This is a genomic window from Nostoc sp. LEGE 06077, from assembly GCF_015207705.1.
Taxonomy (GTDB): Bacteria; Cyanobacteriota; Cyanobacteriia; order Cyanobacteriales; family Nostocaceae; genus Nostoc_B.
Genome location: NZ_JADEWI010000056.1, coordinates 1 through 17,026, shown reverse-complemented (window position 1 = coordinate 17,026; position 17,026 = coordinate 1). Strand labels below are relative to the sequence as shown.

Below are 17,026 nucleotides of genomic sequence, written 5' to 3'. Positions count from 1 at the left end.
TCGCACAGCAACGCCGCATTTTTTAAACAACCAAAGGTGTATTGCTAAATCTCTTAACTCCTGGTATCTCCAATACTAAATCAGCACCATAAACATTACCTGGAGTTTGAAATCCTGGCTTAACTTCACCGTTGATAATATGTTGAATCACTACTACAGCAGATAAAGCCGTAAAGTTATATGCTTCCGGGCCGATGAGTGTGGCTGTGACTTGGCGACCAGATTTATCTTTTGCAATACCCACCACTCCGACTTTACCTTTAGCGCGTTCTGCTTCACTTGGCCCAGGCGGAAGTTTTTTAATCAAATTAGCTAAGGTACTTTGAAAAAGTGATGAGCTAAATAACCAGCCTAAATACTGGCTACTTTCCATCAGAAAACTCACCGGGTTGGGAAAAACTGTGTAAGTTTCAATATTCGGAATTCCAGTGCTGTGAAATGCGGTGACAATATCAGCACGCCAGGGGTTAGTTACCGCTGTGACAACACCAGCACCAAAATCAACTTGACGTTTTTTCTCGGCTGGTCGAGCCGGAATCAATTTACCTTCAGTTCTGACTACACCCATTTCATGTAAGCTAGGCAAAACAGTGTTAGCAGTTCCCTGAGAAACACCGCCTTCAGTTTCGTAGATTAATGTGAGAATGTCGGCAGTTGGTAACTGAGATTTAAGATAAACTGCAAGACAATCAGTCGGGACGACACCAAACCCAACACCAGGAAGCAGCATAATTCCGGCACTTTTCGCTTCTGCGTCCCGTGCGGCTAAAGCTTGAAATTCGGGAACTTCCCCAGCAATATCTAAATAGTGGGTTTGAGTTTGCAAGCAGACATCAACCAGTGACTTGGCAGTTTTGGCAAAAGGCCCCGCACAATTGAGAACAACTTTAACATCTTGGAGAGATTGAGCGATCGCCTGCGCGTCATCCAAACTAAACACCCGAAAATCAAAGTTGAATTTCTCCGCAACTGATACCAATGCACCTTGATTTCTTCCCGCCAAAATTAATTCTACGCCCTGACGTTTAGCAGTTTCCGCTATTAGTTTCCCTGCATAGCCAGTTGCACCATACAATAACACCTTTGCAGCCATTGTTTTTACCAAATTAAATCTTCATAACTCCCCCTTTTGTATTCATCAATAACAAACATTCAAATCCCCCCCTTTTCTAAAGGGGGGTTAGGGGGGATCTAAACTTAAGTTGACTTAATGATTAACAATCTGCTGCAATAATTTAATTTCCGGTGGCTCTACCAAAAACTCTTCAGATTTAGCTCCCAAGGCTCGAATATAAGGCTGTTGCAAATGTAAATCCAAAATTGCTTGACTAGCCCAATTTTCATGCAGCAAAAATACAGAATGGTCTTCTATAGATTGATGTAAATCGTAATTAATACATCCATCTTCGGTACGGGTAAGAGCGATAACATGCTCAAATTCTTCTCTAAATCTATCTTCTAAACCTTGCTTGACTTTTAAACGAGCAATAACTGTAACTTGTTGAACTGACATGGAAATTCTCCTGTGTAAATAGATGCAAAATTAATCAAGTTAAAAATCACAAGTAAATTTGGTATTGCATAAATGTGGCATAAAATCATAAAATCCCACTTTACGCGATGTGCAACTTATTTTTGCAACCCCTATCCAAACCTCTCTCCGCTTTGGGGCTACGGTGTACACATAAATGTTCGTTGAGTGCATCTGTACCGCCTCGGAATTCATTCCGAGTCTCATAGCGCAAGTCATCTGAAGATGACTCAACTAAAAATATATTCCAGTCCACGTTTTGTGGACTTTGGCTATGAGCCTGGAACTTTAGTTCTAGGCGGGATACGGTTTCAGACTGCAAATTTTCGACTTGTGTGTACACAGTAGCCGCTTCGGGGAGAGGCTTTGAATCTTGCTCCCTTTCCCTACAAGGGAAGCAGGGCTGTTTCATTCTGAGAAGAAAAATCTGGAAGTCTTATTTTTTCGTTTGAATTTAGGTTAGTCGTAGAGGGCAGAGTCTCCCTGCCCCTCTAATACCCTGTGCTAAACTTATTTTCTCTGGAAAATGAAACAGCCCTGCTACAAGGGAAGGGGGTGGGGGTTAGGTTTGAGGGAAAGTTGCACACGACGTTACTTTTAAAACTCTTGCTCTTTGCGTCTACCCTGCGGGTTCCGCTTGCGGTATGCGTGAGAGCAAAAATTATCCCATCAATCAGCAACGCCGTAAATTTAAACCTCCTATCTAAGTATTGATACTGTTAATAATTTGCGAAGGTTTGAGAAAATTATAAGGTATAGGACGAGTTTGATTTCTAATATCAATTTTGCGTTCTATATCATGCAAATTCTGTTGGAATTGCACCACTAATTCCTGTGCCAATGGGTCAGCAAATTCTTCATCGTAATAACCTAATTTATCGTGGTGGTAAGATGTTAAAATATGCGTCCACATTACTTGATCAGCCGCTTGTTTGAAAGGTGGCAATATCTTCATGAGGGTTTGCATATCTACTCCCTTACTTTCTGGCGTTGGATGATAAGCTGCATAAGGCATATTCGGTACGAAAGCCATGTATTCGTACTGAGAGAAATTTAAAGCAGAGTGGAAAGGAGCGCAGGTGAAAATTACAACCGTGATAATTTGAATTAATTGGTCGATAGTTGCAATTTTTTCTGGCATTCCTTTCACTCGTCCACCATCTTCAGCAACTAATTCTCTTGCCCAATTTTGTAATTCATCATCTTCACTCAAATCCTGGGGAGCTTTATAATAAAGTTGCAGATAGTCGGTGACAAACTTTTGAATGGCATCCCAAATCAATATCCCATCATCCCGGAAAGGAAAATGCGGTAAGATTTCGGTATCATCCATGTTTTGACTTTTCATTAATGTCGGAAAAACAAACTTCTCAACACTCCAATCTTGATAAGTTTTGACGACAAAAGTTAAAGACTCTTCTAAAGAACCCGCCATGAATTCATCAACCGGGCCGCCTGGCTGTAAAAAATGAGTTCGTCCTAAATCGTTATCAAATAACATGAACCGAAAGTGCGGTTTCAATAACACAGCAATAGGGTGATTTGCGGCTAATTGACGCGCTGTAGCAATACAAAAAGGAGCCATAACTGCATGAGTATAAGCAAAATGACTACCTAATTCTTGATGATTTCCGTCGGCAATTTGCACGCTAGTTTTAGCCAGAAACCAATCTAGATAAGGGTCATCGGGAGTGTAAATCAATCCATCTGTGCCAGAGTCATTATTTAATTTGATGGCTACAGGACGTAGAGAATCACCATTAGGTACACCGTTGCTCTGCCAGTAAAATAAAGCTTGAGGCTTAGGTAAATACTTTCTCATATTTTGAGACGTACCACCTTTAATATCAAATAGTGTTGGATAATCTAACAGATAGAGTTTTCCTTCTTTTAAAGCCGCTTCTAAATTACTTTCTGTCCCAACAGCTTTTTGAAAATGGGCGTTTGTTACCCCCAAATTTTCAGGTAAGGTATCGATTCGGCGAATGGCTAGGGGGTTAGCGCCTGACAATCTTTGCTCGGCAAAACATGAATCTGTTTTGTAATTTTTCATCACTGCTGGTTTAGGTAGCAGTGTCAACAGTTCTTCGTATTCTTCTAATTCATTTAATGGGTCAAGGAAATTTCTCGCTTTGGCAGCCAGCATATTTGGGGCTAGATTTGCCATACTCGCTAGGCGTTTAGCTGTATATTCTGCGGAGAATAATTCTTGATGAGGTACTTTATCGATAACGGGAATAGGAGCTAGATAATTGTGATTAAATTTATAATCTGCTTGATTTTTCACTAGCTCATCTTTGCGGATATTTGGATTAGGATCTACCTGGGGTAAATATAGTTTCATGATGATTTTTGGGAAGTAATTTATAATTATTCGTGATTCGTAATTATTCAGTTTAGTGAATGGTAGGGATAGTGAAACCCAACAAAATTTTGATGATGTTAGGGTATTTTCTCTACCCAAACTGCTGAACTTTTGCAGGCAAGATGCCCGCACCACAAAAGTTACACTTAGACAGAACGCTAAAGTTAATTAGCTTTAGAAGCCTCTTGTTTGATAATTTGAATGATTTTTTTAATTACATCATCGTTGCGCCAGTAGCTACCATGTGGATTATCGGGTAGTAGGGACAGCAGTAAAGGTAATTTGGTTTGAGAAAGTGGAGTTTGTGCAATCAGATTTTCTAACCATCCTAACCATCCTGCGCTGTGGGTAATGGTATCTTGAATATCCAAGTATTCCGTGTAACCATCCACTAAATCTGTCATTATTTTTTGCAGTGGGTAGGCGATAGGATCACCAGGATGAATGTAGTTCCACCAGGGTAGTTTTTCTCTTGGGCTTGCTTCTTCTTGCAGAGATTTTAATAATGTTTGAAGTTTGGGTGTAATGTCGTGGCTACTGCTAGAACTAGTCTCGTTTTTACCTACGAATGTTTGGAGGTTGGGTGTAATGTCGTGATTACTGCTTGCATCTGTCTCATCTTGATCTGATTTGACATCGGTCAAACTAAAGATGGCGACAGGAGAACCCATTGTGTGAATACTCGCAATTTTAATACCTTCATAGCGATCGCGGTTTTCTCCGTCTACACCAAAAATGGCATCTCGGATAGTCATAACATCATTATGGCCAGGTGCGTTTTTATCCTCCCAACGACTAGCAAACAAGATGTCAAAAAAAATGACTGTTCCCCAACTGTGGGTGACTATATGCAATCGATCATCGGGTTTGGCGTTCAGTAGTCCACTGTCAGCTATTTGTTTTTTGAGTTTACGAACTATCTGTGCGCCTATATAACGGCTGATATAAAGTGCAGCATCGCCGGTAAATGGAAGAATTTGCTGTTCCCGAATGTTGTGGAACCACATCTTATCCCAATCGGATGAGCTTTTGAGTTGTCCCAGGAGTTTATTTTCTGGTTCTTTATTGACATCACCCCAGTAAAAAGGGATGTTTTGAAAATTGCGATCGCTGGCACTTTGTACTAAACGTTGAAACAGTTCATTGGCGTAGTTTGGGTTGCGGATAGTCACACCATGAATAAACAAAACGTAGTCTGTAGCCATTACAACACCCCTTTTCTGCAAGTTTGATCGAAACGACGATGCTGCTCAGGTCTACAAAGTTTTTAAGTACTCAATCAGTGCTTTTTTATCATCACTAGGCAAATCAGTACCATAAATATGTCCCTGATTGGAATTAGCAGCAACGGTCGTATCATATTTAAAACCTACACGTTTAGCTTCTTCTCCTGCGGAAATAAAGCCAATTTTTTGCGAATCGTAAACATCGTAACCCCGATAAAAGGTTTTGGGACGATTCTCTGGTTTTTCTAACAAATCTTGCAGAGATGGAACGGAACCGTTATGCAAATATGGCGCTCTAATCCATAGTCCATCTAGAGATACAGCCACATAGCCGTTGGTTTTGCGTAATTGGCTAAAGTCCCAAGGATAACCGTCACCAAAGTGGTTGTAGGTGTCGGCGGCTTGTTGTGTCCACATATCTAGTCGATGGCGGTCTGTTCCTACTTCGTCTACAGGGATAACTGTACCTGTTCTTTCTCCACCAAAGGCGTGACAAGATGCACAGGTGTTAGCAAAAATTTGACTACCTTTCGTCGCCAATTGATCATCCACCGTAAAAGGATATTTGGGTGGAGAAAGTTGGGTGATATAGTCTTCTACTCGTTGCAAATCAGCCACAGGTAAGGAATCTTTAGTTGCACCGTCGCCAATAGCGCCTGTTTGCACAGTTTCTTTGAGAGAAGTTTCTAAACCATCCCAATGCAAAGCAAATCCCTTGTGTAGTTTCTGATTCCAAATTGGCATCATATCGGAATTCCCAATGGTGTCATCTTTGGGCAGTTTTAAGGTATTGAATTTCACCGGATTAAAGGGATCAATCCGACCAGCCCCCCAGTTAGGGCGAGAATCCATCCAAGCGAAGTCTGCACTTTGTTGCAGTAGGGCTTTTTTGGTTTGGGGAATAATCAAAAAGCGATAAAGCAGGTTTTCTACCCAAGAAAACTCATGATTATATTTGATTTCGTCAAGGATATAGTCGGCGGTAAATCGAGGGTCGCTGGCGGCTGCACCCAAAAAGCGCACATAAGCTTGGGAGTTGAACTTGTTAGAAGGGCCAGCCGGAAAAATGTGGGGTTTTTCTAAGGGACTAGTTCTATAAGTAGCCGTATGACATACCGCACAAGTAATACCCACACGGGGAAAACCAATGGTTTTTTTCGTAAAACCCACTGGAGTTTCTTTGCCTTCTTCCCAGGTAATGCCTAAAGAAGTATAACCGCCTGGCCCTGGTAGTTTGTCAGGAAAGACGCGTGGAAGGACTAACCAAATCCAATAAGGTATACCTTGGGCAGCTTCTGTACCAATAGAACCATATTTAAAATGTTCTTCTGGCGATTCGTAGGTCACAGGTACATCCCGAAATAAATGATACCAAGCTGTGTATCCTACTCCCCCGACTAATAAAACAACAACTAAAGCAATGCTGGCGAGAATTCTGCCTAATTTCTCTTTAAATATTGTCATAACATTACATTGCTCCTTGGTAGAAATTAGGAGAATTGTTTGGCTGGTTCTGGAGCGATCGCATCAACATTTTCACTCCGCAAGGCTAGAGTCAGAAAAATCGCTTCTACTACACCAAAAAACAAGTCAACGAAGGCAATAGATAAAAAGCCTTTATCTTGCCCAAAAAAGAACACGGCACAGATAAAAAATGTCGAACCAAAGGCTCTGGAAGGAAATATTGAGATCCAAGCAGTTGCCTGATATCTATAAGGGTCAATGGCTCCGGGAATATAAAAGGCACTAATGATAAATAACAGCATTCCCGCCGTTCTTACCCAAATAATTGGGTCAGGTTGATGCATCTTTAAAAACCACAGCATAAACTCTGGAAAGAAGCAAGAGAAAATGACGAAAAGCATATTCACAATTATGCCTAGCCAAGTTATACGGCTAAACCATTTTGCGTAAGTATTCATTTTTTTGGCTCCTAATTATAGCTGCTTCATGTACTCAACCAAAGCATCTTTTTCTGCTGGTGAGAGTTCTACTCCATATACATGACCGCTGTTACTATTTCCAGGTTTTGTCGTATCAAATTTAAAATATTGCTTGCCTTTTTCTTCCGCTACAGTTGACACAAACCCGACTTTTTCTCGATCAATCACGTCGTAACCCCGATAAAATTCTTTGGGTCGATTCTCTGGTTTTTCTAGTAAATCTCGCAATGTCGGTACGGAACCATTATGTAAATAAGGGCCGCGTAACCAAATACCATCTAGTGGTGCATTGGCGTAGCCATTCGTTTTGCGGAAATCCTTAAACCGCCAATCATAACCGGCATACAAAGTATTTTGGTTAGATAGGGTTTGGTAGGTAAAGGAATTTAGGCGATGGGGATCTGTACCAATTTCTTGAATGGGGACAACTTTACCTGTATATTTTCCGCTAAAGGCGTGGCAACTAGCACAATTATTGGCAAATAGTGTTTCTCCGGTAGCAGCTAAAGTTTGATTAACTTCATAAGGATATTTGGGTGGTGGTAATGTCCACAACCAATCAGCTACTCGTTGAATTCTATCTAAATCGATTGTGGTGGGTGTAACTCCCGCACCTAAAGCAGCACTTTTGTTCCGTTCGTCAACAGATTTGTTATTTCCATCCCAATGTAATTCCATGCCTTTGCGTGGTTTTTGATTCCACACTGAGGGGAAATCTGATGTGCCAATTAATTCATCCTCACGCAATTTATCCATCGGAAAATGAAATTGAATTGCTTTATAAGGATTGAAAGTATCGACTCTACCTGGCCCCCAATCTGGTTGCTGATAGATGAAAGAAAGGCGACTTCTTTGATTAATTAGTGCGTCACGCGTTTGGGGAATGGCAATAAAGCGATAAACTAATTTTTCAATTGGGTTAATACCGCCACTCATCTTTTCAATTTCTGGCAGCATCCGGTTAGCAGTAAAGCGCGGGTCTATAGCAACTTCGGATAAGAATTTGATGTATCCCTGCAAGTTTAGTACGTTAGCTGGCATTGCTGTCTTGATTTGGCGATCGCTATTTGGTGTATCACGCAGTGTACCTGTATGACACACAGCACAATTCAAGCCAACACGGTTAATAATTACTCGCCGTTGCGAAAACCCAATCGGTAAATCCTTCCCCGGTTCTTGAATAAATCCCAAGGAAGTGTAACCTTTATCTGGCAATTTATCAGGAAATAATTCTGGCAGAACTTTCCATATCCAGTACGGAACGCCATTTACTTCTTCACTACCAATGGAACCGTATTTAAAATGGTCTTGGATATCGGCATAATCAACTGGGGAGTTAGAAATAGCAGGCCAAATCAGAAATACAATTACTGCGATAACTCCCACAATTGCACCCAAAACCCATTTGAAAACCGCTTTCGTTCCCTTAACAACGTTGGGAACTAGCGTAGGGCTTGTTTGAGTCATTACAAAGTCACTCTCTGGTTAATGGTCAAGAGTCAATGGTCATTTGTCCTTTGTAAATTAATGTTGTGTACAACTTTCTCTCAAATCTCAGCCCCAAACCTTTTCCTACAAGGGAAGATGAGAGTGTATACACAAGTTGGTGATTTTTATGTTAGAGCCATTCCCTCCTAGAACTTTAGTTCTAGGCTCATAGCCAAAGTCCACAAAGCTTGGACTGAAATAAATTTTTTGTGGAGTCCTCTTCAGAGGACTTGCGCTATGAGACTCGGAATTTATTCCGAGGCGGGACAGGTATTTTAGCAACATTTGTGTGTACACTGTAGCATCGCTAACAGGAGAGGTTTGGAAAGGGATTTAAAAATAACTTGCACACCGCATTAAATCTGAATGACCAAGAACAAATTAAACTCGTAATACTGGAACTTCTGCGTTATGTTTTGCTGACTCATCGCCATGAAAGACTGACATAACTTCTGCCATCATCGCTTCATAGTCATTATCAAAGCGACTTAATTCATAACAACCCAAGGGATTTTCAATGACGTTAAGTAGGCATTTATTACAGTAGGTACATGGTCTATCTGGTAAGTCTTTACCTTGTTGTAATTGTTTTGGTAAATCGTTATTGGCAATCAATTGTCGAGCAATTGTTACACCATCACAATAGCCATCATTAATGGCTTGGCGAATAAACGAACCTTGTTGAAAACCACCAGTACACAAAACCGGAATATTCACGGCTTGTTTAATTGCTTGGGATGAAAGTAAATTTTTCCCTTGGTTTTCTATCAAGAGTTTTCGCATTTCATCATCAGAAACATAATTACCACTAAATGCAGGTGCTGGAATTTGTTTCTTAACCTTATTCCAAAAAAATTTAAAAATTGGATTCAACAGTTTGTAACGGAATAAGATGTAGTTGCGAATTGTTTGATTACCACTGGAGAGCATTGTGTCATAGGTTTTAGTGATGACCTCAAAATTAAAATCTCCAATGGGGTTAAGGGGATGAGGAAATATACTTCCTACCGATACATGGACTGCATCTGCACCAGCTTCTTCAGCCCATTTACAAATTTGGACAGATTCTTCTAAGGTATTTCCTGGTTTTTCCCAAGGAATCACGGCGTTGTTGTAATCGACAGCACTAATTTTAAATTGCAGGTGAAAGTCATTCCCGACTTCTTTACGAATCGCCCGAATCACATCTAGTAAAAACCTTGCCCGATTTTCTAGTGAACCACCATATTCGTCGGTGCGATCGTTAATTCCTGAACTAAGAAACTGATTGAATAAATAACCGTTACCACTGTGTAGCTCTATCCCATCTAAACCAGCTAAACGCGCCCGTCTAGCACCATCAGCAAACATTTGGATGGTTTCTTTAATTTCTGTCAAAGTCATAGCTTGACAGAGTAAGCCGTGGAATGATTCAGTTTTGCTGGTAGAACTTAAGGCTTTTAAACCGTCATTTTCTACACCACCAATGTCTTGCTGTCTTCCTGAATGGCTGAGTTGCAAAATTAATTTACAGTCATATTCATGGACTTTTTCACCTACTTTGCGCCAAAAAGGAATTCTGTCATCAGAGTGAATTGTGGCGTAGTTGGGCATAATACGCCCACGAATCGCTACTGGTACAAAAGAAGTAATAATTGCCCCTACTCCACCACGGGCAAACTTTTCTTCCCAGTTAATTCTGGCTTGAGTACCGGAACCATCGTAGTTGTCCCACCTACCGGAGATACTGGAGCGAAAAATCCGGTTTTTGACAATGAGATTCCGAAATTGCAATGGCTTAAAAATAATATCGTTCTCCATACTCTCCTCTCTATTGGCAATAGAATCAAGTATTAAAATTGTTACTGTGTAAGCAAAAATTACCCAGATAACTACTGTTGTGTAGATACTCTGGGTTTGAGTTTTTAATACTTACAAGTTCAAACTTGAGATTTTCGGATGTGATATAAAAGATTGAGTTTTTGTTACTTAGTTTGCTGCCCAAATATGAAACTGAAGGCTTACCGGTTCACGGTTTAGCCATTAAATCAGATTTTTTTATAATTGAGTGAAACTAGCATCCTCAACAAATCAAATCTTAAGTTATCCTTTTTTTTGATACTAAGGTTAACGCAACATTAATACAATCTCCCATACAACGATTTGTTACAAAATTAACCCAGTTTGAAATGTCGCTTACACGATAACAAATGAACTTAGTCACACCCGGATAAGTTTACAATTTTTTAAAAAGATTCAGTTCATATAAGGATCAATTTTTTTTAGTGACGTTTGGCAAACTTGTGTAGTAACTTCATAGATGACCTTGCCTAAGTTAAGGAGCAATATTATTTATTCGCCCAAAATATCTGAAGGATAAATCAGTAAAATGGTGAATTAATGGTGAAGCTTTGCTATTAAGAAGCACCTGACTAGGTTTAGGTGTTACTCATTGAGAGTTTTATGAACAAAATACGCCTATTGTGTAAAGGCTGTTTGGTGGTTTTCGCCGCGATCGCAATTACATTTTGCAGTTGGCATAGCACACCAATAGCTCTAGCTAGTGAGTATAGTGAAACACCTGCTTCCATCTCTAATGAGTATAATGATGCGGCTTATACCGATAACTGCGATGGTATCGGATATCTCCCGCCATATACTAAGGAGAATCTTACCGAAGCGGAAAAAAGAGGTCGATGTACTTGGTACTTATGGACTGGTGGTAATGCTACATACTATCGGGATATTGCCAAGCGCACCCACGGTGGTGTTGACCTACTCCAGCTGATTAACTCGAAGCAGTATGACCATGATCAACGTTTGAAACGCTTTGGCGCAATTAACGACCCTGGATGTGAAAAAGCCACCGAAGCAGATGAATATGGGTTTTTGTTGGATAAGTGTAAAGACCCCCTTTCTACTGGTGTGATTGGGTTACGCAAGTTTCCCAACCCCAAATTTGACAGAGCAAAATGGAACTATCAGCAATATATTAAGAACTCAGAAATTGAGCCACCTTATCTGATTGGCCAGTCTTGTGCTATTTGTCACGTTGCTTTAGACCCACTGAACCCGCCCAAAGATAAAGAACACCCGCAATGGGAAAACCTCGTTCCCGCTTTGGGCAATCAGTATATTAAAGAAAGCGAATTATTTTCTACGAAACTAAGACAAGATAGTTTCATCAAGCAAGTCTTGATGGCACAGCGTCCTGGTACGTCTGACACTTCCCGGATTGCGACAGATCACATTAATAATCCTAATGCGATTAACGCCATTTTTAATTTAGGCGATCGCCCCACATACCCAGAGGTGATGAACGACGGTTCCATCAAAAATGTCAATCACATTCTCAAAGATGGTGCAGACTCCACAGGGGTAGCTATTGCTTCTTTGCGAGTCTACGTCAATATTGGGATGTGTGGTGACTATTGGTTAACTCTCCACGAAGCGATGTTAGGCCGAACTCCCCAACGTCCTTTTGATATTGAAACAGCCAGAAAAAATTGCGAAGGCTGGAGACAAACAGAAGCACGTATGGCTGATGCAGAAGCATTCCTCAAAACTATCCAACCGATGCACCTCAAAGATGCACCCGATGGTGAAGCTTTCTTAACCAAAGATGAAAAGGTTCTCGAACGCGGCAAGATAGTTTTTGCTGATACCTGTGCATCTTGTCACTCCAGTAAAAAGCCAACTGCGGAAATTGCGGCTGACCCCGACCAAGCTAAAAAATGGTACGAAGAATCTGTATCAAGTAGCAATTTCCTCGACCATAATTTCTTATCTGATGATCAGCGTTATCCAGTCACACTGCTTGGTACGAATATTTCCCGTTCTTTAGGAACTAACGCCACCAAAGGCCATATCTGGGAGCAGTTCTCTTCCAAAACTTATAAAGAACTACCTTCTCCTGGTGAACTGACACTGGATAATCCCTTCGACAAAGCCAAACCGATCAATTTCCAAATACCAGAAGGCGGCTTAGGCTATTACCGCACACCTTCCCTAATTAGTATTTGGGCAACAGCACCATTTCTCCATAACAACACCCTAGGTTTATATAACGAAGATCCTTCGGTGAAAGGTCGGATAGAAGCCTATACCGATGCGATGGAAAAACTGCTTTGTCCTGAAAAACGGGAAAACATTATCAGCAGAACAGACAGCAAGACTAAATTAGATTTGCCCCCAGGAGATCCCAATCCCAAATTGCGTTTACCTGTACCTAAAGGCACTCCTGTAAACTTGTTGGCAAACGTCAATATGAGAGAGGCAATTACTTCTCTGAATCTGGGTAACTTATTCCAAGATTTAAGACCAGAAGGCGGCATTAAAGGTAAACTTGCCCGTGTATTATTAAGAGCGAATAAGTCTCCTGACTTCATTGAAGATAGGGGTCATACTTTTGGCTCTAATTTGTCAGATGATGACAAAAAAGCCCTGATCGAGTTTGTGAAAACTTTCTAAAACAACTCGTCAGAATGCTTGTTATTTAACTAGTCGTTCCCAGGTGTAACTTGGGAACGATAAATGTTTGTATTAAGAGGTTGTTTGAAAAGTGGTTAGTTGTAATTTTAATCACATTATTATCCCCCTTAATCCCCCCTTATAAAGGGGGGAAACTGTTATCTCCCCTTTATAAGGGGTGGGTTAGGGAAGGGTAAAAAATATTTGATACATCAATCATGACTTTTCAAACATCCTCTAAGAGTCAATAGTCAAGAGTTACTACTTAAATAACTAATGACTAATAACAATAAATAAGGAGGATATCAATGAACTATTTGCCAATTATTTATGTTCGTGGCTATGCAGGTTCAGATAAAGATGTTGACCAAACTGTAAATGATCCATTTTATGGATTTAACAGTGGTTCAACTCATATTCGTGTGGGAGAACAAGGTACTCCAGAAAAGTTTTTTTTTGAAAGTCCATTATTGCGATTATTAGCTGACCACGGTTATCGCCCTGTGTTTGATAATAAGCAGTTGAGCAGTAACATCAAAACTATTTGGATTTATCGATTTTATGATATTACTTCTCCTAGTTTTGGTTCAGACAGTATCATCCGCCTGGAAATGGAGGAAATTGCTAGGGGTTTAAGAGACCTAATTAATGTAGTCAAACAAGAAAGTGGAGCGAACAAAGTTTATTTAATTGCTCACTCAATGGGAGGTCTTGTTTGTCGCAGTTTGATGCAAAAAATTTATCCAGATTACGGTGAGAAAGCTGAAGATCATATTGATAAATTATTTACTTATGGTACACCGCATGGGGGAATTTATTTTCAAGTTGGCGGCGGCTTAATTGAAGGTGTCAGAGATACGGTGAGATGGAATAATTCTGATGATTTTGGCCCCCAAAGAATGTATGAATACTTCACTCCCGAAAATAAACTCAACTCAATGCGTTCCTTACCGCAAACTTTTGACCCCCAAAGTCTAGATGATGCTTTTTCGCCAGACCGCGTTTTTTGTATTATTGGTACAAATGCCCGTGATTATGAAAATGGGGCTGGTTTGTCCCAAAAGGCTGTAGGGCCGCAAAGTGATGGTTTAGTTCAGATAGATAAAGCTTATGTCAGAGGAGCGCATCGAGCTTATATTCATCGGACTCATGGCGGACGTTATGGAATGGTGAACTCGGAAGAGGCTTATCAAAATCTGCAACGGTTTTTGTTTGGTGATATCAAGGTAAAGCTGTCTTTGGGTAATGTAGAATTAAGCGATCGCCAAAATACTTTTTATCAGATGGAAGTTCGGGTGGCTTTGCGCGGTCTACCTACTCCCATCCATGAACAAGCAATTGACCGTTATTGTCCCATTACGGTGGAACTAACTAGAGATAAGCCTGTACCACTGTTTACGGCTTTCTTAATTCCCCGCTATGCAGTTAATGCCGATAGTACTTGTAGATATGCAATTCGTTTGGCGTTGCATTCTTTTACAAAGAAAGAAAGAGATTGGTTGTTTGATAGTCACATCGACCAGTTACCTTTATGGTCTGATTATTTAATTGTGGATGTCACAGCCGAAGATGATACATACAAAGCAAAATACTGTTGGAATTCGGAAAATTCAGAGCCTAATATTGACTTAAGTGTAGGTGCTGATATTCTCTTACCGCAACGTGGTCGAGATGTTGTGGGGACAAAAGCAGCAGTGAATTTAGAAATTTCCCAATGGCAATAATTTGTTAAATGCAGAGTTGCGCTAAGGTATACGCAGCGAAAAGTTCTCAGGAGGGTTTCCCTCCGTAGGAAACTTTTCAAGACAAAGGTTTGCGGAGGAGGGAAGAGAGGAGGTTTTTTGAGTTTTGTTAGGAAACATTTGCAGTTTTATTGTAGTCAGTTATTAGTCATGGATAATAGCTAACTATTTTTGTTTTCTAGATTTTAATTAAGGTAAAGTTATGCAAAGCGATCGCCAAAAAACGGCTCTGATTACTGGTGCTTCTGGTGGGATTGGCTATGAATTTGTCAAGTTATTTGCTCAAGATAAGTACAATTTGGTTTTAGTCGCTAGAAGTGAGCAAAAACTCCATCAAATTGCTGCTGAATTAAGAACTAACTTTAGGATTAATGTCAAAGTTATCGCTAAAGATTTGGCGAATCCTGCTGCACCAGATGAGCTTTTTTCGGAGTTACAACAAGCATCAATTAAGATTGATATTCTGATTAACAATGCGGGTTTTGCTAGTTATGGTTTGTTTAACGAAACAGATTTAACTGCGGAGTTACAAATGCTGCAAGTTAATGTGATGTGTCTCACTCATTTAACTAAGTTGTTTCTCAAGGATATGGTGAAGCAAGGTTATGGCAAAATTTTGAACTTGGCTTCAACTGCGGCTTTTCAACCAGGCCCTTTAATGGCGGTTTATTATGCAAGTAAGGCTTATGTATTATCATTTTCAGAAGCGATCGCTAATGAATTAGAAGGTACAGGTGTCTCTGTAACTGCACTTTGTCCAGGGCCGACAGAATCAAATTTCCAAAAACGCGCGGCGATGGAAGACTCAAAGCTTGTTAGCGGTCAAAAAATTATGGATGCGGAAACTGTGGCAAAAATTGGCTATGAAGCTTTGTTTGATAACAAAACTGTGGTGGTTCCTGGTTTGAAAAATAAACTACTTACCGAATCTGTCAGATTCACACCCAGAAAGCTTGTGACTAAAATCGTCAGAAGTATGCAAGAAAGCAAATAGTGGTGGTCGGTTGGGTACAGGCGCACGGATAATATTTGCGCTGTAACCCAACATTTTTTGAATAATTTCACGCAGAGACGCGGAGTCGCAGAGAAGATGAGAGGTGATAGTGTTGAATGACTCAGCACTTTCAACTCAGCACTCTTTCAGCATCAGGATTTACACTAATACACAAATTAGTAAGTACGGTGTTACGCTGAGGTATTCAAATCTACATAAATACTAACTGTGTAAATTCTGTTATGTCTAAATTAATATCAGCTTTTTTAATTACCGCTACTTTGCTATTGACAGCCAGCAATGAACCTAAGATTTCAATGGCTGGAACTTGTGCGTCTAACTGTGGTAAGGCTCCAATTCAGTTTACACCAGGGCAACGTATCCGCGTGCTAGTGGTTAACAGAACTCCGCGGGTGCTGAAACTACAAAAGCCTTCAATTACTGACCCAATTTCCCTAAATCCTGGACAAATTCTCAATTTAGATCAACTAGAAGGTACTGAACCAAATACATCTTTAATATTTTGGGATGAAACGGGTAGGTCGGTAGAAGTTAATCTTGCTAAACCCAATTTAGCAACTTTGCGCGTAGAATTGCGTCCGACTGCGCGGGTTCCTGGCGATCGCTCAGTGTACATTCAAGATGATGGTAGGATAAACGTGTTGTAAACCTACAATATTATGATTCTAGAAGCAGTAATGCTCAATGTCAAAAGTGGCACTGAGCAAGAGTTTGCAAAAGCTTTCCAACAAGCCTCTCCTCTCATTTCATCAATGAATGGCTACATATCCCATGAACTTCATCAATGTTTAGAAGTCAGGGGAAAATATTTATTGTTGGTTAAATGGGAAACTTTAGAGGCTCATACAGTCGGGTTTAGAAGTTCGTCTGAATATCAGCAATGGAAACAACTTCTCCACCATTTTTATGAACCCTTTCCGATAGTTGAACATTTTCAACCTATTTTATGAGTTAGGTTTTGTTGTATTAAAAGGTTTGACTTGAATAGTTACACCTTTTTGATTTTAGTGCGATCGCTCTGTCTACATTCTCGACAATAATTAGAATAAATAGACCTCTTGCAAAAGTCAGTTAAGCAGATTCAGTTTTAGGGAGACGAAGCTCATAGTTGTACAAACCAGCGATGAGATTAAATCTCAAACTAAATCTTTTTCTCCGATTGCGATAACGGTCAGACAAGATTTTAAATATCTTTAGTTTCCGATTAATATGCTCACCGACAACTCGAACTTTGGCTAAGTCTCGATTACTCTTTTTATCTTCGCAA

At 40.2% G+C, this 17,026-nt stretch carries 14 protein-coding genes and 1 pseudogene; 5 read left to right on the top strand and 10 right to left on the bottom strand.

The window, feature by feature from the left end; translation table 11 throughout:
• Nucleotides 1-22: 22 nt before the first annotated feature.
• The 9 genes from IQ244_RS25600 to IQ244_RS25560 form a co-directional block, all read right to left on the bottom strand.
• Nucleotides 23-1,093 carry a saccharopine dehydrogenase family protein gene (locus IQ244_RS25600; RefSeq protein ID WP_193899209.1) on the bottom strand — a complete coding sequence of 357 codons (1,071 nt, stop codon included), beginning with the start codon at nt 1,091-1,093 and terminating at the stop codon, nt 23-25.
• A gap of 114 nt (nt 1,094-1,207) precedes the next feature.
• Nucleotides 1,208-1,513 (bottom strand): putative quinol monooxygenase, encoded by a 306-nt coding sequence (locus IQ244_RS25595; protein ID WP_193899207.1) that lies wholly within the window; start codon nt 1,511-1,513, stop codon nt 1,208-1,210.
• Between the two features lie 100 nt (nt 1,514-1,613).
• Nucleotides 1,614-1,874: a hypothetical protein gene (locus IQ244_RS25590; RefSeq protein WP_193899205.1), complete on the bottom strand. Its 261-nt coding sequence runs from the start codon at nt 1,872-1,874 to the stop codon at nt 1,614-1,616.
• 360 nt (nt 1,875-2,234) lie between these two features.
• Nucleotides 2,235-3,875 (bottom strand): lipoxygenase family protein, encoded by a 1,641-nt coding sequence (locus tag IQ244_RS25585; protein ID WP_193899203.1) that lies wholly within the window; start codon nt 3,873-3,875, stop codon nt 2,235-2,237.
• Nucleotides 3,876-4,060: 185 nt separating this feature from the next.
• Complete coding sequence (locus tag IQ244_RS25580) at nt 4,061-5,101, bottom strand: hypothetical protein (RefSeq protein ID WP_193899201.1); 1,041 nt, start codon at nt 5,099-5,101, stop codon at nt 4,061-4,063.
• Nucleotides 5,102-5,152: 51 nt separating this feature from the next.
• Nucleotides 5,153-6,586, bottom strand: a complete 1,434-nt coding sequence (locus IQ244_RS25575; RefSeq protein ID WP_193899199.1) for a c-type cytochrome — start codon at nt 6,584-6,586, stop codon at nt 5,153-5,155.
• A gap of 26 nt (nt 6,587-6,612) precedes the next feature.
• Complete coding sequence (locus IQ244_RS25570; RefSeq protein WP_193899197.1) at nt 6,613-7,044, bottom strand: hypothetical protein; 432 nt, start codon at nt 7,042-7,044, stop codon at nt 6,613-6,615.
• A 15-nt stretch (nt 7,045-7,059) separates the two neighbouring features.
• Nucleotides 7,060-8,532, bottom strand: a complete 1,473-nt coding sequence (locus IQ244_RS25565) for a c-type cytochrome (protein ID WP_193899195.1) — start codon at nt 8,530-8,532, stop codon at nt 7,060-7,062.
• Nucleotides 8,533-8,934: 402 nt separating this feature from the next.
• A complete protein-coding gene (locus tag IQ244_RS25560; RefSeq protein ID WP_193899193.1) occupies nt 8,935-10,353 on the bottom strand; it encodes an NADH:flavin oxidoreductase in 1,419 nt (472 codons plus the stop codon).
• A gap of 642 nt (nt 10,354-10,995) precedes the next feature.
• Here IQ244_RS25560 and IQ244_RS25555 point away from each other — a divergent pair.
• From IQ244_RS25555 to IQ244_RS25535, 5 genes are all read left to right on the top strand, one after another.
• Nucleotides 10,996-13,002, top strand: a complete 2,007-nt coding sequence (locus IQ244_RS25555) for a hypothetical protein (protein WP_193899191.1) — start codon at nt 10,996-10,998, stop codon at nt 13,000-13,002.
• A gap of 308 nt (nt 13,003-13,310) precedes the next feature.
• On the top strand, nt 13,311-14,726 hold the full coding sequence (locus IQ244_RS25550; RefSeq protein ID WP_193899189.1) for an esterase/lipase family protein: 1,416 nt from the start codon (nt 13,311-13,313) through the stop codon (nt 14,724-14,726).
• Nucleotides 14,727-14,946: 220 nt separating this feature from the next.
• Nucleotides 14,947-15,738: an SDR family NAD(P)-dependent oxidoreductase gene (locus tag IQ244_RS25545; protein ID WP_193899187.1), complete on the top strand. Its 792-nt coding sequence runs from the start codon at nt 14,947-14,949 to the stop codon at nt 15,736-15,738.
• Nucleotides 15,739-15,980: 242 nt separating this feature from the next.
• Nucleotides 15,981-16,406: a hypothetical protein gene (locus tag IQ244_RS25540; RefSeq protein ID WP_193899185.1), complete on the top strand. Its 426-nt coding sequence runs from the start codon at nt 15,981-15,983 to the stop codon at nt 16,404-16,406.
• 12 nt (nt 16,407-16,418) lie between these two features.
• Nucleotides 16,419-16,709, top strand: a complete 291-nt coding sequence (locus tag IQ244_RS25535; protein ID WP_193899183.1) for an antibiotic biosynthesis monooxygenase family protein — start codon at nt 16,419-16,421, stop codon at nt 16,707-16,709.
• A gap of 121 nt (nt 16,710-16,830) precedes the next feature.
• Here the strand turns inward: IQ244_RS25535 and IQ244_RS25530 are convergent.
• Nucleotides 16,831-17,026, bottom strand: a pseudogene (locus IQ244_RS25530) (IS5/IS1182 family transposase); the annotation flags it as partial.